The organism is Sphingomonas sp. Leaf10, assembly GCF_001421245.1.
Classification (GTDB): domain Bacteria; phylum Pseudomonadota; class Alphaproteobacteria; order Sphingomonadales; family Sphingomonadaceae; genus Sphingomonas.
Genome location: NZ_LMKE01000033.1, coordinates 177,819 through 196,606 on the forward strand (window position 1 = coordinate 177,819; position 18,788 = coordinate 196,606).

The 18,788-nt window shown below is 67.2% G+C and carries 22 protein-coding genes; 6 read left to right on the plus strand and 16 right to left on the minus strand.

Translation table 11 applies throughout. The features are described from left to right. Window positions 1-21 precede the first annotated feature (21 nt). A complete protein-coding gene (locus tag ASE59_RS17510; RefSeq protein ID WP_056459376.1) occupies window positions 22-1,020 on the plus strand; it encodes an adenosine kinase in 999 nt (332 codons plus the stop codon). Window positions 1,021-1,100: 80 nt separating this feature from the next. Here the strand turns inward: ASE59_RS17510 and ASE59_RS17515 are convergent, their stop codons facing one another. The 4 genes from ASE59_RS17515 to ASE59_RS20000 all read right to left on the minus strand — a co-directional run bounded on the left by ASE59_RS17515 (window position 1,101) and on the right by ASE59_RS20000 (window position 3,600). Then, window positions 1,101-2,645 carry an amino acid permease gene (locus tag ASE59_RS17515; RefSeq protein ID WP_056459378.1) on the minus strand — a complete coding sequence of 515 codons (1,545 nt, stop codon included), beginning with the start codon at window positions 2,643-2,645 and terminating at the stop codon, window positions 1,101-1,103. Between the two features lie 107 nt (window positions 2,646-2,752). Then, window positions 2,753-3,130 carry a histidine triad nucleotide-binding protein gene (locus ASE59_RS17520; protein WP_056459381.1) on the minus strand — a complete coding sequence of 126 codons (378 nt, stop codon included), beginning with the start codon at window positions 3,128-3,130 and terminating at the stop codon, window positions 2,753-2,755. Window positions 3,131-3,134: 4 nt separating this feature from the next. Continuing rightward, window positions 3,135-3,452 (minus strand): phosphoribosyl-ATP diphosphatase, encoded by a 318-nt coding sequence (locus ASE59_RS17525; protein WP_056459384.1) that lies wholly within the window; start codon window positions 3,450-3,452, stop codon window positions 3,135-3,137. A 1-nt stretch (window position 3,453) separates the two neighbouring features. Next, entirely contained in the window at window positions 3,454-3,600 is a 147-nt protein-coding gene (locus ASE59_RS20000) for a hypothetical protein (protein ID WP_156360165.1), read from the minus strand. 171 nt (window positions 3,601-3,771) lie between these two features. Between ASE59_RS20000 and ASE59_RS17530 the strand changes: the two genes are divergently transcribed. Continuing rightward, window positions 3,772-4,536 (plus strand): hypothetical protein, encoded by a 765-nt coding sequence (locus tag ASE59_RS17530; RefSeq protein WP_056459387.1) that lies wholly within the window; start codon window positions 3,772-3,774, stop codon window positions 4,534-4,536. Window positions 4,537-4,894: 358 nt separating this feature from the next. Here ASE59_RS17530 and ASE59_RS17535 read toward each other — a convergent pair whose 3' ends face one another. From ASE59_RS17535 to ASE59_RS17585, 11 genes are all read right to left on the minus strand, one after another. Continuing rightward, complete coding sequence (locus ASE59_RS17535) at window positions 4,895-5,353, minus strand: MaoC family dehydratase (protein ID WP_056459543.1); 459 nt, start codon at window positions 5,351-5,353, stop codon at window positions 4,895-4,897. Window positions 5,354-5,393: 40 nt separating this feature from the next. After that, window positions 5,394-6,650 carry an ectonucleotide pyrophosphatase/phosphodiesterase gene (locus tag ASE59_RS17540; RefSeq protein ID WP_056459389.1) on the minus strand — a complete coding sequence of 419 codons (1,257 nt, stop codon included), beginning with the start codon at window positions 6,648-6,650 and terminating at the stop codon, window positions 5,394-5,396. Window positions 6,651-6,717: 67 nt separating this feature from the next. Next, window positions 6,718-7,818, minus strand: a complete 1,101-nt coding sequence (gene ychF, locus ASE59_RS17545) for a redox-regulated ATPase YchF (protein WP_056459392.1) — start codon at window positions 7,816-7,818, stop codon at window positions 6,718-6,720. A gap of 65 nt (window positions 7,819-7,883) precedes the next feature. After that, the gene (locus ASE59_RS17550; RefSeq protein WP_056459393.1) at window positions 7,884-8,468 is read right to left on the minus strand and encodes a TIGR02466 family protein; all 585 of its coding nucleotides are present in this window, start codon (window positions 8,466-8,468) and stop codon (window positions 7,884-7,886) included. A 38-nt stretch (window positions 8,469-8,506) separates the two neighbouring features. Beyond that, the gene (locus ASE59_RS17555) at window positions 8,507-9,388 is read right to left on the minus strand and encodes an alpha/beta hydrolase family esterase (RefSeq protein WP_056459546.1); all 882 of its coding nucleotides are present in this window, start codon (window positions 9,386-9,388) and stop codon (window positions 8,507-8,509) included. A 136-nt stretch (window positions 9,389-9,524) separates the two neighbouring features. Next, complete coding sequence (locus ASE59_RS17560) at window positions 9,525-9,959, minus strand: GNAT family N-acetyltransferase (RefSeq protein WP_082458555.1); 435 nt, start codon at window positions 9,957-9,959, stop codon at window positions 9,525-9,527. 10 nt (window positions 9,960-9,969) lie between these two features. Beyond that, window positions 9,970-10,839: an AraC family transcriptional regulator gene (locus ASE59_RS17565; protein WP_056459399.1), complete on the minus strand. Its 870-nt coding sequence runs from the start codon at window positions 10,837-10,839 to the stop codon at window positions 9,970-9,972. 617 nt (window positions 10,840-11,456) lie between these two features. Next, complete coding sequence (locus tag ASE59_RS17570; protein ID WP_056459402.1) at window positions 11,457-12,074, minus strand: DUF1190 domain-containing protein; 618 nt, start codon at window positions 12,072-12,074, stop codon at window positions 11,457-11,459. Window positions 12,075-12,088: 14 nt separating this feature from the next. Then, window positions 12,089-12,502 (minus strand): DUF350 domain-containing protein, encoded by a 414-nt coding sequence (locus tag ASE59_RS17575; RefSeq protein ID WP_056459405.1) that lies wholly within the window; start codon window positions 12,500-12,502, stop codon window positions 12,089-12,091. Window positions 12,503-12,521: 19 nt separating this feature from the next. Further along, window positions 12,522-13,160 carry a DUF2491 family protein gene (locus ASE59_RS17580; RefSeq protein WP_200913337.1) on the minus strand — a complete coding sequence of 213 codons (639 nt, stop codon included), beginning with the start codon at window positions 13,158-13,160 and terminating at the stop codon, window positions 12,522-12,524. Next, window positions 13,157-14,161, minus strand: coding sequence for a potassium channel family protein (locus ASE59_RS17585; RefSeq protein ID WP_056459408.1), 1,005 nt, complete (start codon window positions 14,159-14,161; stop codon window positions 13,157-13,159). Before ASE59_RS17585 ends, ASE59_RS17580 begins: the two co-directional genes overlap by 4 nt. Before the next feature lie 98 nt (window positions 14,162-14,259). Between ASE59_RS17585 and ASE59_RS17590 the strand changes: the two genes are divergently transcribed. The 3 genes from ASE59_RS17590 to ASE59_RS17600 are packed head-to-tail and all read left to right on the plus strand — an operon-like array spanning window position 14,260 to window position 16,607. Beyond that, a complete protein-coding gene (locus tag ASE59_RS17590) occupies window positions 14,260-14,691 on the plus strand; it encodes a YjfI family protein (protein ID WP_056459411.1) in 432 nt (143 codons plus the stop codon). Between the two features lie 12 nt (window positions 14,692-14,703). Next, on the plus strand, window positions 14,704-15,444 hold the full coding sequence (locus ASE59_RS17595) for a PspA/IM30 family protein (protein WP_056459414.1): 741 nt from the start codon (window positions 14,704-14,706) through the stop codon (window positions 15,442-15,444). Continuing rightward, window positions 15,444-16,607 carry a glutathionylspermidine synthase family protein gene (locus ASE59_RS17600; RefSeq protein ID WP_056459417.1) on the plus strand — a complete coding sequence of 388 codons (1,164 nt, stop codon included), beginning with the start codon at window positions 15,444-15,446 and terminating at the stop codon, window positions 16,605-16,607. The genes ASE59_RS17595 and ASE59_RS17600 overlap by 1 nt, the downstream gene beginning before the upstream one ends. A 108-nt stretch (window positions 16,608-16,715) precedes the next feature. Here the strand turns inward: ASE59_RS17600 and ASE59_RS17605 are convergent, their stop codons facing one another. After that, on the minus strand, window positions 16,716-17,051 hold the full coding sequence (locus ASE59_RS17605) for a DUF167 domain-containing protein (RefSeq protein ID WP_056459420.1): 336 nt from the start codon (window positions 17,049-17,051) through the stop codon (window positions 16,716-16,718). Window positions 17,052-17,116: 65 nt separating this feature from the next. Between ASE59_RS17605 and ASE59_RS17610 the strand changes: the two genes are divergently transcribed. Then, window positions 17,117-18,787: an MFS transporter gene (locus ASE59_RS17610; RefSeq protein ID WP_056459425.1), complete on the plus strand. Its 1,671-nt coding sequence runs from the start codon at window positions 17,117-17,119 to the stop codon at window positions 18,785-18,787. Window position 18,788 lies beyond the last annotated feature (1 nt).

Below are 18,788 nucleotides of genomic sequence, written 5' to 3' on the forward strand. Positions count from 1 at the left end.
TCGCTTGTTCGGAGACCTTATTTGACCCAACCCACGCTCGACGTCGTCGCGATCGGCAACGCCATCGTCGATATTCTCGCGCAGTCCGACGACGCTTTCCTGGCCAGCCAGGGCATGACCAAGGGGTCGATGCAGCTCGTCTTCTCCCCCGCCGATGCCGATGCGCTGTATGCAAAAATGGGTCCGGGCCGCGAAGTATCGGGTGGGTCGGCGGCGAACACCGTCGCGGGCATCGCGGCGCTGGGCGGCAAGACCGGCTTTATCGGGCAGGTCGCCGATGATCAGTTGGGCGCGGTGTTCGCGCACGACATCCGCGCCGCCGGCGTCCGCTTCGACACTGCGGCACGCGCCGCCGAGCCGACCACCGCGCGCTGCCTGATCTTCGTCACGCCTGATGGGCAGCGGACGATGAACACCTTCCTCGGCGCGTCGCAATTCCTGCCCGAAGCCGCGCTCGACGCCGAACTGATCGCCAGCGGCGCGATCCTGTATCTCGAAGGCTATTTGTGGGATCCGGAGGAGCCGCGCGCCGCGATGCGTGCCGGCATCCGCATCGCCCGCGATGCGGGGCGCAAGGTCGCCTTCACCCTGTCGGACACCTTCTGCATCTCGCGCCACGGCGACGACTTCCGCGCGCTGATCGCCGAGGGGCAGGTCGACATCCTCTTCGCCAACGAGAGCGAGTTGCTGGCGCTGGCTATGCAGGAGGATTTCGACGCGGCGGTCGATCAGGTCAGCGCGCAGGTGCCGGTGCTGGTCGTGACCCGCGGCGAACATGGTGCGATCGCGGTGACCGGGGGTCAGCGCACCAGCGTGCCCGCCCAGCCGATCGAGCGTGTCGTCGACACGACCGGTGCGGGCGACCTGTTCGCGGCCGGCTTCCTGCACGGCCAGTCGCATGGCTATGACATCGAACGCTCGCTGAAGCTTGGCGCGCTGTGTGCGGCCGAGATCATCTCGCACTATGGCGCGCGGCCCGAAGTCGACCTGACCAAGCTGATGGTCGAAAAGCTCGGCTGAACGCCGCGAACCCCTACACAATGAAAAGGGGGGAGGCCGACTGGTTCGGCCTCCCCCCTCTTTGTTTGCATCCGGTTCGATCAGTGCGAACCGGGCGTGCTGCGATGATCGTCCATTTCCGCGACCTCGACGATCCCGCGACCCAGATGGCTGCGGCGATAGCCATAGACGAAATAGATGACCAGACCGATCGCGCCCCATACCGGCAGCACCAGCTTGGCGTCTGGCGGCAGTGCCAGGAACAGGCCGACGCACCCGATCATCGTCGCCGGTGCGACCAGCCAAACGGCGGGGGTGCGGAACGGGCGATGGCGATGCGGATCGCGCTTGCGCAGCACCAGCACGCCGACCGCGACCATGAAGAAGGCGAACAACGTGCCCGCATTGGCAATGTCGGCCAGCTTGCCCACTGGCAGGAACGCCGCAGCGAAGGTCACGCCGATACCGGTGATCGCGGTGATGACGTGCGGCGTCTTCCACTTGGGGTGGATCGCCGACAGCTTCTCGGGCAGCAGGCCGTCACGCGACATGGTGAAGAAGATGCGGGTCTGGCCGAACAGCATCACGAGGATGACCGACGGCAGCGCGAGGAAGGCGGCGAGGCCGATCAGGTTGCCGACGTTCAGATAACCGATCTCGCGCAGGACGTGCGCCAGCGCTTCCTTCGAACAGGCCAGCGGTTCGGTGCCCATGCCGGCCAGTTCGGTGCAACGCGCGCCAAGCGCGGTCGAACCCGGTGCCAGCCATTCGCCGATCGCCGACGTCACCGGCTGCGAGCCGAGCGGCGAACCGATCGCACCTGCCGCCACCAGCATGTAGAAGACCGTACAGATGGCCAAGCTGCCGATCAGGCCGAGCGGCACGTTACGTTGCGGGTTCTTCGTTTCCTCCGCCGCGGTCGATACCGCGTCGAAGCCGACATAGGCGAAGAAGATCGACGCTGCGGCACCGACGATGCCCTGACCCTCGCTACCGACCCAGCCATTGGGAGCGAAGGGTTCGAAATTCTCCATCCGCATGACCGGAAGCGCAAGGACGATGAACGCGGTCAGCGCCGTCACCTTGATCGCGACCAGTACGGCATTGACCTTGGCACTCTCGCTGGTGCCGAGCATCAACAGCCCGGTGATCAACAGCGCGATGGCAACGGCAGGCAGGTTGATCAGGCCGCCGGGTACATACGGCCCGGTAATCAGCGCGGTCGGCAGGGTGATGCCGAACCATCCCTGCAACTGCCCGACGAAATAGCCGGACCAGCCGACCGACACCGCCGATGCGGCGACGGCATATTCGAGGACCAGCGCCCAACCGACCATCCATGCCAGCAGTTCGCCGAGCACGGCATAGGTATAGGTATAGGCCGATCCCGACACCGGTACCATCGACGCGAATTCGGAATAGCAAAGCGCTGCCACTGCGCAGACCACCGCGGCGATGATGAACGAGACCATCATGCCCGGTCCCGCCTTTTGCGCGGCTTCGGAGGTTAGGACGAAAATGCCGGTGCCGATGATGGCACCGACCCCCAGCATGGTCAGCTGGAACGCACCCAAAGTGCGGGTAAGCGATTTCTTCTCTGCGGTCGCGAGGATCGCATCGAGTGGCTTGATACGGCCGAAAATCATGCAGGCCCCCCAAACGCGGCGCCTTTTACCGAGGGCCGCGGATTACAAAGGCGTAAGCCTACCCGCAAAAACCGTCCGCGCAATTCCTTTCGTGTAATAAAGCTGTCCTATCGCGAAAGCATCGGTCCCAGCACCTGACCGCCGAACAGGTGGACGTGCAGATGCGGCACCTCCTGTCCGCCGTGCCCGCCGATATTGGCGAGCAGGCGATAGCCCGGTTCGACCAGCGCATTGTCGCGGGCGATCTGTCCCACCGCGCGCACGAAGCCGGCGATCTCCGCATCGCTGCCACGCGCCGAAAAATCGTCCCACGACACATAGGCACCCTTGGGAATCACGAGGATATGGACAGGCGCTTGCGGGGCAATGTCGTGGAAGGCGAGGGCGAAGTCGTTCTCATATACCCGCTTGGCCGGAATGTCGCCGCGCAGGATGCGGGCGAAGATATTGTCGGGGTCGTAACCCTGGGTGGCATCGATCGGCATCGGATCACTCCTTGGGACGGGCGGCCTTTTCGGCGATGCCCGAGCGGCCTTCGCGGGCGGTCAGTTCGGCGCGGACATCGTCGAGCGTAATGCCTTTAGTCCTCAGCAGCAGCGTCAGGTGGAACATCAGGTCGGCTGCCTCGCCGATCAGCCCGGCACGGTCGTCCTGACAGGCGGCGATGACGCATTCGACCGCTTCCTCGCCAACCTTCTGTGCGATCTTGGCAGTGCCGCGTGCGTGCAGCTTCGCGACATAGGATTGGGTCGGATCGCCACCGATCCGGCTGGCGATTACCGATTCGAGCCGGTCGAAGGCGTCCATGTCAGTCCTTGCGCTTGCGGTTGCGGATCGCCCGCCGGGCCAGCACCACCATGAACGCGAACGCGGCAAAGGTCGCGACGTCGGAAAGGGCAAAGCCTTCACGGGGTGGGGCGACACCCGAATGGGCGGCGAGGGCGGCGGTCGGCATGGGCCATGCTCTATGCGGTTTGGCGGGCGGCGGGCAAGCGGCACGATCCGCGCCGTACCGGGACGGCCGCGCGCAGGAACCGGCTGGATCGGCCGGTCGTTTTGACCGATCATCCATTATCGGGCGCTGCGACCCTTGTCGGATCGCGCGGCGACCTGCGGGAGTAATCGCATGTTTTACCGGCTGCGCGCGATCGTGCTGGCTCTGGCGGCGGGGGCGGGCGTGTCCGCCTGCGCCTATGGCGATTTCGGTTATGGCGGCGTCGGGGTCGGCGTCGGATCGGGCTATTATGGCGGGGGCGACTATGGTGGCTATGGCAGCTATTACGACCCCTATGCCGCCGGCTTCGGCGATCCCTATTGGGGGTGGTTCGGTGACTATTATTATCCGGGCACCGGCTATTACGTCTATGATCGCTATCGCCGGCCGTTCCGCTGGAACGATCGCCAGCGTTATTACTGGCAGCAGCGGCGCGGCCAGTGGCGCGGCGATTGGGGCAACGGCCGACCGCGCTGGGACCGCTGGGACCGGCCGGGGTTCGACCGGCGTCCGGGGTTCGAGAATGTCCCGCGCGGCAGCAGTCAGTCGCCGCTGCCCGGCCGTCCCGGCAGCTGGCGCGGGCGGGGCGATGTGCGTCCTGACGGTGACGCGCGCCCGGGCTTCGATCGCCGGCGCGGCTTTCAATATGTACCGCGCGGGTCGACCCAGTCGCCGGCGCCGGGACAGCCGGATGTCTCACCGGGCGGCGCGGCGCGACAGGGCTTTGAACGGCGGCGCGGGTTCGAGAACGTGCCGCGTGGCACCAGCCAGTCGCCACGGCAGGGCGCCGGAGCGGTGCGCGGGTTCGATCGGCCGGAAGGGGTTCGTCCGGGCGGCGGTCGCTTCCGGGGGCCGGAAGGACGCGGACCGGGTCGTGGGGGGCGGCGGCCGGATTGAGCCGCCGTTCGTGCCCGCTTCCTGCACATCGAAGCAAGCGTCATCCCAGTATAGACTCAGATGTGCCGGAAATGGATCGCGGTAGGAGCCGGCAGCAGCCCCAGCCTTTACTCAAGTGACTTCCATGTCCGACCAGCTCCATCTCTCCCGTCCCTGGAAGGGAGGGGGCGGGGGTGGGTGGGCCCGTTGGCGGGCGTGACCATCCCTCGCAGCCCAACCCGCTCCCAGCCCTTCCTACTGTCGCTGACCTTGCGTCCATAGCAGGGTAACATGAGCCTGCCCCGTTCGTCCTAAGCCCCTACTCAGCCCGAACGGTTCGACCTGATGTCATAACGCTCTAACGTCGATCGGACCTTGGTCAGCCCTTCTGCTTCCCCGCCCGCGTCGCAATCAATGCCTGCGAAATGAACGTCAGCACTACCTGATCGTCCTGGTTGCGCACCGTCACCTTGCTCGCGACGCTGCCCATTTCGGGACGGCTGGTCGATGGCCGGACCGACAGCACCTCGGTCTCGCACGACAGCGTGTCGCCGGGATAGACCGGCCGCCGCCAGCGCAGTTCGTCGATACCGGCCGCGCCGAGGCTGGCGACCGGGTTGGCGGTCCAATGTTCGACCAGCATCGCCATGGTCATTGCACAGCTATGCCAGCCGCTTGCCGCCAGCCGTCCAAAATGGGTTCGAGCGGCGGCATCGTCGGACAGGTGGAACGGCTGCGGATCATATTGGCGGGCGAAGTCGATCACCGCGGCGCGATCGACGGCGTAGGAGCCGAAGCGGGCGGTGTCACCGACGGTGATGTCCTCGAAATAGCGCATGGCGACCAGCTTCAACCTGAAACCATCTGGCAGGCAAGCGCTATCGTAGCGCCTTCGCCGCGATGCCGCTGTCACCGTCGAGCGTCGGATCGGCGGGCAGGCCGAGCATTTTGCGCAGTAACGGGTGGATGGCGGTGTTGCGGAACGACGGTAGCGTCACGCCCTGTCGGAAGGCGGGGCCGCCCGCGACGAACAGTGCCTGCATGTCCGGCGCGGCATCGTCATAACCGTGCGCTCCGCCGGTGACCGGTCGGGTCGGAGCGGTCGGCATGATCATCCAGCCGATATCGGCCAGGCACAGGAACGCGGGCGCGCGCAGGTTGGTGCCGTAGCGCAACCGCGCCGGGACGTTTGCCTTCGGCCAGCATTGCATATGCGGCCACGGCCTGGCGAGCGCGACGGCAAGCGTCGCTTCCTTGCCGGGCATCGGTTCGATCGCGGCATAGGGACCGGTTTCGATCAGGCGATAGCTGTCGGTGGGGGCAATGCGGTCGAACGAAATGACCCGGTCGGCGGCGATCGGTGCCATGCCGTGATCGGCAACGACGATCAGGTTGGCGGGCTGGCCCATTGCGGCAAGTTCGCGTTGTAACCGGCCGATCGCGGCATCGACCTGCGTCATCGCCGCCAGCGTCTCGGTGCTCTTGGGGCCATGGTCATGACCCGCGACATCGACATCGTCGAAATAAAGGGTGACGAAGCGCGGGCGGGTTGCGGCCGGGCGGCGCAGCCAGTCGACGACCGCATCGACGCGCTGTTCGGCGGTGACCGCCTGATTGAATGCCTGCCAATCGGACGCGTGGCGGCCACCGGCATAGACGCCGTGGTCGGGCTTGCCGGTGCCGCCCCATGCGACCTCGCTGCCCGGCCAGAACATCGTGGCGCTGCGCACGCCACCTTCCTCGGCCGCGATCCAGATCGGCTTGGCGGTGTTCCACCAGAACGGATCGTCGGTCGCCATGGTGAAGACTTCACCGGGGCGGGCGGCGTCCTCCATCTTGTTGCCGACGATGCCCGACTTGTCTGGGCGGACGCCGGTGGCGATCGTCCAGAAATTGGGAAAGGTCTTGGTCGGGAAGCTCGGCTGCATCGACGCCGACACGCCGTCCGCCGCCAGTCGCGACAGGTTGGGCGCGATCGCGGCCGACAGATAGTCGGGCCGGGCGCCGTCGACGCCGATCAGGATGGTGACCGGCGCCTTCGCCTCGGCCACCGCCGCGGGCGGGGCGACCGTTTCGCTATGGATGACGCAGCCCGACAGGGCGGCAAGCGCGACGAACAGGGTCGGGATACGCATGACAGGTCTCGGCAAAGGTGCAGGCCGTCGGTCTATCGCCCGCGCATGACGGGAATGTGTCGGGCGATCAGACGTTGAAGCGGAACAGCATCACGTCGCCGTCCTGAACGACATATTCCTTGCCCTCGGCGCGCAGCTTGCCCGCATCGCGCGCGCCGCTTTCGCCCTTGCACGCGATATAGTCGGGATAGGCGATGGTTTCGGCGCGGATGAAGCCGCGTTCGAAATCGCTGTGGATTTCGCCTGCCGCCTGCGGTGCCTTGGCCCCGACCGACACGGTCCAGGCGCGGGCTTCCTTGGGGCCGACGGTGAAGAAGGTCAGCAGGTGGAGCAGCGAATAGCCGGCGCGGATGACGCGGGCGAGGCCGGTTTCGGCGAGGCCGAGGTCGGACAGGAATTCGGCGCGGTCGGCGGGTTCCATGGTCGCGATATCGGCCTCGATCGCAGCGGAGACGACGACCGCCTCGGCCCCTTCCGCCTTGGCCTTGGCAAAGACCTTTGCCGACAGTTCGTTGCCTTCGGCGGCGTCTTCCTCGTTCACGTTGCACACGTACAGGACCGGCTTGGCGGTGAGCAACTGCGCCTGCGCGAACAGCCGCTCTTCTTCCTCGTCCTTGATCTCGGTCAGGCGCGCGGGCTTGCCTTCGCGCAACAGGTCGAGCGCCCGGCCGAGCACGGCGGCGGCGACCTTCGCTTCCTTGTCGCCCTGCTGGCCCTTCTTGGCCAGATTGGGAACGCGCTTTTCAAGGCTTTCGAGGTCGGACAGCATCAGCTCGGTCTCGACCGTATCGGCGTCGGCGATCGGATCGACCCGGTCGTCGACATGTTGAATATCGTCGTTCTCGAAGCAACGAAGCACATGGACGATCGCATCGACTTCGCGGATATTGCCGAGAAACTGGTTGCCCAGCCCCTCACCCTTCGAAGCGCCGCGTACCAGTCCGGCGATATCGACGAAGGCGAGCTGCGTTTCGATCTTTTTGGCCGAACCGGCGATCTCGGCCAGCTGGTCGAGGCGCGGATCGGGGACGGCGACGTTGCCGACGTTCGGCTCGATCGTGCAGAAGGGATAATTGGCCGCCTGTGCCGCCTGTGTCTGAGTCAATGCGTTGAACAGGGTGGACTTGCCGACATTCGGCAGGCCGACGATACCGCAGCGAAAACCCACTTGGCGCAATCCCGGTGATGATGGAAAGCCCGCCCCTTAGCGGCTGCGGCCGGGCTTTGCAAAAGCTACCAGCGATAGTTGAAGCTGACGCTGATCCGTTCGCCCTTGCCGGCGTGCGGCATGACTTCGTGCCGCAGCCAGCTTTCCCACAGCAGCAGCGTGCCGGGTTGTGGCGCGACCGTCTCGAACGTGCCGGGGCGGGTGGGGGCGGCCATCAGCATCGGCAGGCGGGGGTCTTCGAAGCGGATGCCGCCGGCGCCCTCAGGCACCGCGACATAGACGGTGCCCGACACCACGCTGTGCGGGTGGAGGTGCCCCGAATGGCCGCCGCCGGGCTTCAGCAAATTCACCCACAGGCTGTCGAGCTTCAGCTTGCGACCACCCAGTTCCATGCCGCAGGCGGCGGCGAACTTCGCGACATGGCGGTCGAGTATGCGCTTCAAATCGGCGAAGACCGGGTCGCGCAAGGGAAGGTCGTTCAAGGAGGCGTAGGAGGTATAGCCGCGATAGCCATGCTCCTTCGACCAGCGGCGCCCCGCCATGTCCTCCTCCGCCAGCGCGCGGACCGATGCGTCGAGATCGGCGACCAGCGCCTCGTCGGCGAGGTTCGCTTCGTAGAGATGGGTCGGGAACAGGGTGCGGACGGTCATGGGCGCGGCTTGGCCGATCGCGAGCGCTTTGGGAAGGGTCAGCGGCGGTGCTGCGACAGGAACGCCCAGAGTGCGTCGTTGTCGACGACCCAGCTATGCCCGCCGCCGACGGTCACCCGCCCGACCACGTCCGCTCCGCCCTGGCAGGCGGTGTAGCGTTCCTCATAGACGTTCGGCGCGACCCAGCGGGTGACGGGGGCGGCGGTGCAGCGGTTCAGCGCGGCCCAGCGCTGTTCGGCGGCGTGCATGGTGTAGGACCAGTATTTGGCACCGCCGCCCTGGATCGGGTTGGTGGTGTCGGCGTCGCCGGCGAAGGCGATCACCGGAACGGCACGCGACGGGCGGCAGGTGGCGGGGTCGGGGCGGCTGAGGTCGCTGCCTAGCGGATTGCCGGCGCGCAAGCCCACGACCGGGGCGATCGCGGCGAAGCGGTCGGCGGCGACGCAGCCGAGCCATGAGGTCATCCGCCCGCCGCCCGACAGGCCGGTGGCATAGACACGGGCGGGGTCGACGCAGCCCGCCTTGGCAAGCTGGTCGATCAGGGCGCCGATGAAGGCGACGTCGTCCGGGGCGTCGGGGCCGGGGATCGTGCCGGCGACGGTGGGAACGCCGGGGATGTTCCAGACGAAGCCCTTGTCATGCGGGATGCCGGCATCGGGGGCGGCGACGAGGAAGCCGTGTTGGTCCGATGCCTGGGCAAGCCGCGAGTCGCGGAGCATCGCGGCGCCGGTGCCGCCGCTGCCGTGGAGCAGGATGACGAGGGCGGCCGGGGTAGTCGGACCCTGTGGCACATGCACCAGAACCGATCGGTCGCCGACCGCGACCCGCGCGTCGCCGGTCAGGGTGCAGGTCGGGGCGGCATGGGCGGTGCCAGTGACCAGCAGGAACAGGAAAGCGAGCAACTGGAGCAGTTTGGCCATGGCGCCGGTATAGGCGGCGGGCGGAAGTTTGCGAAGGTTACACATAAGGAGGGTGTCGGCGGCTGAGCAGCGGGGCCAGCATGGCGCCGGTGGCGCGGTCGAGCATGACGGGCGAATCGCGTGTAGGACAGCCCGTTCAGTCGAGACGGAGCAATAGTTCGTCCGGTTCGACGGGGCCGATCGCCCGGAAGCCGGACGCATGCAGCACCGCGCGCGATCCGGCATTGGTCGCCAACACCGTCGCGAAGACCGGACGTTCGGGATGTTGCGCGAGGAACGCGGACACCGCCGCGCGGGCGATGCCGCGGTTCCAGGCGGCGCGGTCGATCCAGAAGGCGATCTCGCGCCGACGATCCTGCAGGAACGTCGAGACATAGCCGAGCGGGGCGTCGTCGGCCTCGATCGTCGCGACGATGCAGTCGGTATCGGCCAGGATCCGGTGCCAATGCGCATCGAAGTTTACACGATCCCGCGGCGTGAAGCCCGCCATCGCCGCCGCGACCGGATCGCATTGGTGCGCGAAGAAGACCGGGAGGTCCTCGGAACGGACCGGGCGGAGACGTACGGGCAGCGACGTTCCTCTATCGCAGCGGCAGGAACAGGTCGGTGATCGCTTCCGCCTCCGCCACGTCGGGAAAGAAGCTAACGCGCTGGCAGAACAGGGGGAAGTCGCGCAGTTCCGCGCCGCTGTCGGGCAGCCAGTCGCGGTAGAGATGAAGGGCGGCGGCCGCCAGATCGTCGCTGCGGCCGGTCACCCGCAACACGGCGCAGCGGCCGCCGGGGATGAGGCCGGCGGTCACGCCGTCACCTTCGGGAAAAACGCGATCGGTGCCGACGCACAGATCGATGCGGACCGGCCCCGCCGCCGGGTCGGTGGGATCGCTGTGGAAGAGGTTGAAGGTCGCGGTGTCGGCGGGGGAAAGGCCATTGGCGCGACGCCATGCGATGAAGCGGCGGATCGTGTCGCCGATCGCCGCCATATCGCCGTCATGGGGCATCAGTGCGATCGGCGTGGCGGGGAAGTCGCGGATGGTGACGTCGTCGAAATGCTGCATCGTTCGGTTCCTCAGATCGTCGAGCGGCAGGAGCGCCGCGCGCCACGGCGCCCAATCGGGCGCGGAACGGAAATCGGACGGCGACTGGCCGAAACGCCTGCGAAAGGCGCGGGCAAAGGCATCGGGCGCGTCATAGCCGGCATCCAGCGCGACGTCGGTAATCCGGTCGGCTTCGCGATAGGCGAGCTGGTAGGAGGCGCGCTTCAGCCGGGCGAGCTGGACGTAGCGATGCACCGACAGGCCGAAGCAGGCGGTGAATTGCCGATGGAAATGATATTTGGAGAAGGCGGCGACCGCGCTGATCTGCGCGAGGTCGAGATCGTCGTCGAGATGCCGGTCGATATGATCGAGCGCCCGGCGCATGCGGTCGTCATAGTTGCGCTGTGCCGGCGTCATGTCGGTTCCTTGTCATGGCGGGGGCAGGGGTAGCCGGGACGGGGCCGGAGTGCGCGACCGATATTGCGGTTTGATGCCGTTCTCTGCGCTTTTCCCGACAGGATTGGTCTGCCTTCCCCCCCCCCCGGCAGAGCGCAGGAGGTCGCGCGGGGCGACGCGCTGATCCGCGGCGATGCGGATGCGGGCGATGCCGATCCCGCCTGTCATAGACGGGAGCGGCGCACGGCGTTGAAGGCGGCCGGGGTCGGCGACCGCCTCCGGCAGGCTCGGCGCGGCCGGTTGGTCGGGCGCAGGCGCGGGCCAGGGCCGATCGACATTCAGTTCCCTGGACGCGGGACGACTGCTTTATCTGCAATCGTCACTCCCGCGACGGCGGGAGTCCATATGCGCCAGCGTCGCGATTCCAGCCGAAAGGTCAGCGGTTATGGATTCCCGCCTGCGCGGGAATGACGGAAATTCGCGATCGTTGCCGAATGTCGATCGGCTCCGGGCGAAGCTCGGGTCGGTAGGGTTGGGGCTGGTGTAACGATTCCTCGCGGGCCGACCCACCCCCGACCCCTCCCTTGTCAGGGAGGGGAGAGTAGAACCGTCGTTGCAGGTCGATCGGCTTCGGGAGATTACCCCCCGAACGACCTTCCTCCGCCCCAGCCGCCGCTGGAGCGCGCGCTCACGCGCCCGCCGAAGCCGCCGCGCGAGACGACCGAGCTGCGCGTCTGGATGCGCTGGGTCGTGACCGGGGTGGTGATGGCGTCGCGGCCGACCGAATAGCGATAGCCGTTGCCATTGCCGAGATACGCGCCCGACCCCGTGTACCAGCCGCCATCGCGCCGGTCGCGGTACAGTCCGCCATAATTGTAGCGCGACGAATTGTTGTTGAGCAGCTGGCCGATCAGGAAGCCGGTCAGCAGCGGTGTGAAGAAACTCTGCCCGCCTTCGCTGCGGCGCTGGCACTGGGCGGCGCCGAACTGTTCCTCGCACAGTTGCTGGCTGTCGAAACGGGGCGCGGCCTTGCCGTCCTCGTTCACCGCCTTTTGCTGGGCGGCGGTGCAGGTGTCGCGGTCGTACTGGCCGCTGTCGACGCATTGCTGGATCGTCTGGAACGCGGCGACCTCGGTCGGGGGGCCGAAGCGCGTCTGTTCGTTATTGTCGTCGCAGCCGGACAGCATCGCGACCGCGCCGACGGCGGTCAGGCCGGCAGCGACCGAGCGTTTGCGGCGGGGGGGCTGGGTGGTCATGGGCGACAAGCCTCTCAATAGGTCATCGACGCGGCGTTGAGCAGGCCGAGCCCGATCGACGTCGCCGCGCTGTAGATCGCGCTGGCGATATTGCCTTCTTCGATACGGACCGCCATGTCGCGGACGATCAGGCGGCGGACGATGAAGGCGGCGACGATCTGGATCACGCCCGCCAGCAAGGCCCAGGCGGTGAATTCGATCACGCTGACGGTGACGCTGAGCGCCGAAGCGAGGGGCAGAGCGAATCCGATGATCGCCCCCCCGAGCGCGATGCCCGCCGCCGGATTGTTGGCGGCGATCAGCGCGCGTTCGTCATAGGGCGTCGAGATCTGGTACAGCCATTTGAAAACGGTCAGGAACAGGCAGGCAAGGCCAAAGGCGATGACGAAGTGCAGCGCCCCGTCCAGAAAATATGCGACATCGAACATCCCTGTCCCCCCTTAAAGCTCAGGCGTTGAATTCGGCGGGCAGCAGCGGCAGCCCGACCATGATTTCGTGGGTCATGTCGCCGCCCTCGGGCTGCATGGCGATGGCGAGCAGCAGCTCCTGCCCCTCGGGCGCGATGTCGCGCGCATAGAGCATGCACGCCTGCTTGATCTGGCGCACCGGGCGGCCGGTGCGTTCGTAATAGACCGCTTCCCACAGCTCGACCGGCGGTTGGCTGCGATCGTCCTCGGCATACCAGAAACGCTGGAAGCGGGCGAGGCCGGGTTCGTCCCAGACCGGTTGCGACAGGCGCTGGCGGAACGCGCCGGTATCGGCCCAGTCGGTCGGGTAGGTCGACGACCATGGCCGGAACAGGGTGAAGTCGTCGGCGTCGGATCCGTCGGCCGACTGACTCACCGCCTGCAGCATCAGTTCGTCGTCGGTATAGAAGCGGTGAACGTGGCTGCCATCGTCGAGCCGGATCACGCCCTGCGCGGTGATTTCCAGCGTATCGCGATCGAGGGTGAAGGCGGCACCGGTCAGCCGCCGCCATGCCAGCGCATCGAGCCGGACCTGCCGCCCGATGGTGATGTTGCGGACCACGGCGATGGCCGCAGGTTCGTCCTTGGGAGCGCCGCCGAACAGGCTGCCGAAAATCATGCCGCGATCCTTGTCCGGGCGATGTAGAACAGCCGGTCGCCGACCGCGATCCGACCGTCGGGGTCGAATACCGGCGAATGCTGTCCGGCGCCACAGGTCGCGACCAATATTCCGCCGCGTGCGCGCAAATCGCGGGCGGCATCGTCGAAGCTGCCGCCGGTGCGCGCGGTGGTGGCGTAGAGGGTGCCGCCATCGTCGGTATGGCTGGCAAGCTGTGCGATCAGGCGGCTGGAGCCGGGATCGCTTAATGCCTTCACCACCAGTTCGACGGTCGGGGTAAGCACCACCTCGACCTGCGGACAATGCGCCGTCAGCAGCCCGGCGGTGTCGGGATCGCGCAGGAAGCAGACGACATGGCCGGTTTCGTTGAGCGCGGTGACGGCCAAGGTCGCCGCCAGCGTATCGGGATCGGACGGACCATAGACGATGACGCGTTCGGCGGTCGCCACGCCGGCGCGGCGCAGGTCGGCAGGGGCAGTGAGCGAGGCGACGCGGACGAAGCGATGCGTCGTGGCATCGCCGGTCAGTTCCTGCGTCGCGACCAGTACGAGTTCGTGCCCCTGCCCATCAGCGACGATCTCCGCGATCATGCGGGGTGTGCGATCGGGGTCGTAGCCGACCAGGACGATATGGCCGCGCATCGCGCTATAGTCCCCCAAACCCATGCGCCGCCGCCGCCAGCGCGCCGACACCCCGGCAAAGGCGCGCGCGATCGACACGGTGAACAGCGCGATCGCCCCGGGCATGACGAACAGCGCGGTGACGATCCGGCCCCCGTCCGATTTGGGCGACAGGTCGCCATAGCCGACCGTCGAGGCGGTCGTCGCATACCAGTAGAGATAGGCCGAGGGGCGCAGCAGGTCGCCCTCCCCGGCAAAGGCCAGCAATTCCCACGAGATGGTCATGTGCAGGACCAGCAGCGCCAGCAGCACGCCACGGTGCAGCTCGCTGGCCGCAAGATAGAGCCGCCTTAAATAACTGCCGAGACTGAATGACTTCATCCCCTGCTTATGCCCCCGCATCTTGCTTTTTGGTCGGCCCTTATGCTTGGGGTGTCAAGCGCGGCCAACACACCGGGCCATGCTTTTCGGAGGGATGGATGGACGAAGCACCCCGTAGCTGGACGACCGCCGGATTGGCGCAGGCGCTGGGCGGTCCCGATTATGCCGACGAACTGAGCGTCGAGCGGATCGAGCAGGCCGAACCGGTCCTGAAACTGACCATGCATCATTTCGGCGACCTCGCCATCTTCGCCTCGGTCGCGGGCGAGCAGATCGTCGTGTCGAGCCTGTTGTGGCCGGTCGACGAACAGAGCGAGCCGGATGCGTTCAACCGGTTCCTGCTGAAGACGCAGAAGCTGGTGCCGTTGTCCAATTTCGCCATCGCCGATGTCGGCGGGCGCGAATATTATGAACTGGTGGGTGAGTTGTCGGTCGAATCGTCGCTCCGGACCGTGTTGATCGAACTGCGCGTGCTGGCGCAGAATGCGATCGAGGCGGCGTCCGAGCTGCGCACCGAATTCGCCGCGTAACGGAGAGACACGATGTCGATGTGGAAGAACCTCGTGGCGCTGGTGCGCGGCACCGCGCACGAAACCGGGCAGTCGATCGTCGATGCCAAGGCGCTGACGATCCTCGACCAGCAGATCCGCGATGCGGGCACGTTGCAGGCGAAGGCGCGCGACGATCTGGCGACGCTGACCGCCAAGCGGCGGATGATGGAAAAGGAGCTGGAGGGGCTGACCTCGCAGCGCGAGAAATATGAATCGTCGGCGCGTGCTGCGATGGCGCGCGGCGACATGGACCTGGCGCGCGAAGTCGCGCAGCGCCTCGCAACGATCGAGCAGGAACAGTCGAGCAAGACGCCGCAGATCGCCGACATGCGCGCCGCCGAGGACAAGATTCACGGCATCATCAAAACCGGCGATGGCAAGATCGATGCGCTGCGCCGCGAGGTCGACGTCGTCCGCGCGAACGAAAGCGTGCAGAAGGCGCAGGCCTCGGTCGCCAGCAGCTATGGCGGCGCGGCATCGTCGCTGGGGTCGGCGGCGGACAGCCTCGCGCGGCTGAAGGAGCGGCAGGCGATCCGCGAGGAGAAGTTCAAGGCGTCGGCCGAACTGGAGGATATGCGCACCGGCGCCGATCTCGACGCCAAGCTGCAGGCGGCGGGGCTGTTGCCCGGCCATTCGAGCGCCGATGACATTCTCGCGCGTCTGTCGCAGCCCAAGGACGCGCCGCGCCTGTCCGACGGGACGCGCGACGGCGGGACGATCGGGCGCGATTGATGGAACGCCGCGCGGTCGCCCCCCGTCCCGACTGGCGGGCGACCGCCGAGCGGATGGGATTCACCTTCCACCATCAGGACGGGCAGAAATATTGGGAGGAGGGGGCGTATTACGCCTTCTCGCTCGACGAGGTGGAGCAGGGGATCGAGGGGCCGAGCGCCGAACTCCATGGCCTGTGCCGCGAGTTGGTGAACGAGGTCGTCGGCAGCGAGGCGCTGATGCGCCGCCTCGCCATCCCCGACGATATGCGCGACGTGGTGGCGGCGTCGTGGAAGGCGCATGCGCCGTCGCTCTACGGGCGGTTCGATTTCGCGTTCGACGGGCAGGGGCCTGCCAAGCTGCTCGAATATAACGCCGATACGCCGACCAGCATCTTTGAGACCGCGCTGTTCCAGTGGCAATGGCTGGAGGATCGCATCGCCGACGGCACGCTGCCGGCAGGCGCGGACCAGTATAACCGGCTGCACGATGCGCTGGTCGAACGCTTCGGTGCGCTGTTCACGCGGGGCAGCACGGTGCATTTCGCGTCGGTCGACGACCATATCGAGGATCGCCAGACGGTGCGCTATCTGGAGGATGTCGCGCGGCAGGCTGGGCTGGACCCGGCGTTCGTCGCGATCGACCGGATCGGGGTCGATGGCGACGGCGCGTTCGTCGATGGCGACGACGTGCTGATCGCGGCGCTGTTCAAGCTGTATCCGTGGGAGGATATGCTGCGCGAACCGTACGCCAAGCAGTTGGCGGCGACGAAGACGCTGTTCCTCGAACCGGCGTGGAAGGCGTTGCTGTCGAACAAGGGCATCTTGCCGTTGTTGTGGCAGCGTCACCCCGGGCATCCGAATTTGCTGCCGGCGGCGTTTGCCGATGATGCGGCGGCGTTGGCGGAGATCGGCGACGCCTATGTGCGCAAGCCGATCTTTTCGCGCGAGGGCTGGGATATCGAACTGGTCGATGGCGGGGCAACGGCGCGCGGGCCGGATGGCGGTTACGGCGAGGAGGGTCATGTCGTGCAGGCACTGGCGCGGCTGCCGGTGTATGACGGCAACCATGCGGTGGTCGGGTCGTGGATCGTCGGCGACGATGCGGTCGCGCTGTCGGTGCGCGAGGATGACGGGCCGATCACGCGCGATCTGGCGCGGTTCGTGCCGCATGCGATTGTTTGAGGGTTAGCGTTGCTCCCCTCCCTGAGAAGGGAGGGGTTGGGGGTGGGTAGGCCCGCGAGGGAAGGTCACGCCAGCCAACTGGCCGACCCACCCCCGACCCCTCCCTTCTCAGGGAGGGGAGTTAGGGCAGCAGGCCCGCAACGCCGCCTCCAACGTTCCCGGCTCTCCCTCGATCCGCAGCCGCTTCACCCGGCTCGTCTGCCCCGCGACCAGCGTCACCGCGCTGCGCCCGACCCGCAACTGCTTCGCCACGAACCGCATAACCTCGTCATTCGCCGCGCCATGGACCGGTGGGGCGGCGACGCGCAGGCCGAGTGCGGTTGCTTCGGCCTCGAGCGCCACCACGCCCGTAACCGCCGTCTTCGATGCTTTTGGCGTGGCTCGGATGGTCAGCGTGGCGCCGGTCGCGTCGAGGGTGAAGGGGTCGCGCATCGTCTTCGACATGCCGCGCCGCCGGTCCGTGAGGCAAGCGGCTTGGCACAAAGTCGCACGCGGCGCATTCATCGGCCATGGTATCTGCTCCCGTAACGACCACGACAGCGACGCATAGCTCGCCGCTGTCGATCCCGATTTTTCGCGCCATCTGGATCGCGTCGATGGCGTCCAATTTCGGCGGGCTGATCCAGTCGGTCGGTGCGTCGTGGATGATGACCTCACTGGCCGCGTCGCCGCAGATGATCGCGCTGGTGCAGGCGTCGACGACGCTGCCGATCATGCTGTTGTCGCTCTGGGCCGGGGCGGTCGCCGACAATCTCGACCGGCGACGGGTGATGCTGGCGGCACAGGGGTTCATGCTCAGCGTCTCGGTTGCGCTGGCGGTGTGCGCATGGATGGGGTTGCTCAGCCCATGGCTGCTGCTGTCGTTCACCTTCCTGATCGGATGCGGGACGGCGATCAACGGGCCGGCATGGCAGGCATCGGTCGGCGACATGGTGCCGCGCAGCGTGCTGCCGAGCGCCGTCGCGTTCAATTCGATGGGGTTCAATATCGCACGAAGCGTCGGGCCGGCGATCGGCGGCGCGATCGTCGCCGCGGCGGGGGCGGCGGCGGCGTTCCTGACCAACGCGGTCAGCTATATCGGGCTGATCGCGGTGCTCGCGCGGTGGAATCCCAACTATCCCCCGCGCACCCTGCCGCGCGAGACGCTGGGCCTCGCAATGGCCGCCGGCGTGCGATACGTCCGGATGTCGCCGAGCCTGCGGACGGTGCTGATCCGTGCGGCGTTGTTCGGGTTGGCGGCGAGTGCGGTGCCGGCGATGATGCCGCTGGTCGCGCGCGACCTGGTGACCGGCGGGCCGCTGACCTATGGCGCGCTGCTGGGCGCGTTCGGCGCGGGGGCGGTGATCGGCGCTCTGTCGAGCGTGCGGTTGCGGCGACTGTGGAACCCCGAACGGCTGGTGCGGGTGGCGGCGACGGCGCTGGCGGCGGGGGCGGCGATCGCGGCGGTCAGCCCGGTCTTGCCGCTGACGCTGGCGGCACTGGTGCTGGCCGGCGCGGGCTGGGTATCGGCGCTCAGCACGTTCAACGTATCGGTGCAGATGGCGGCGCCTCGCTGGGTCGTGGCGCGGGCGGTGGCGCTGTACCAGATGGCGGCGTTCGGCGGGATGGCGGCGGGAAGCTGGCTGTTCGGATCGATCGCCGAAAGCCATGGCGTCTCCGATGCGCTGCTGGCGGCGGCGGGGGTGCAGATGTTGAGCGTCCTGGCCGGGCTGCGCCTGCCCTTACGCGATATCGAGACCGCGAACCTCGCCCCGCGCGGTTGGGAGACGCCCGATACCGAAGTGCCGGTCGAGGCGCGGTCGGGGCCGGTGGTGGTGACGATCGATTATCGCATCGCGCCGCAGGACGTCGTCGCGTTCCTGAACGTCATGAACGAGCGCCGCCGCATCCGGCGGCGCGACGGGGCGCATCACTGGGCATTGCTGCGCGACCTGAACGATCCGGCATTGTGGATCGAGCGCTATCACGTGTCGACGTGGCTCGAATATATCCGCCACAACCAGCGCCGGACCGAGGCCGATCGCGCCAATAGCGAGGCGTTGTTGGCGCTGCACCGGGGGCAGGAACCGCCGCGTGTCCACCGGATGATCGAGCGCCAGACCGGGTCGCTGCCGGTCATGCGCCTGCCGACCCCGCGCGAGATGGCCGATCCGCTGACCGATCCGACGCGGTCGAACTGAT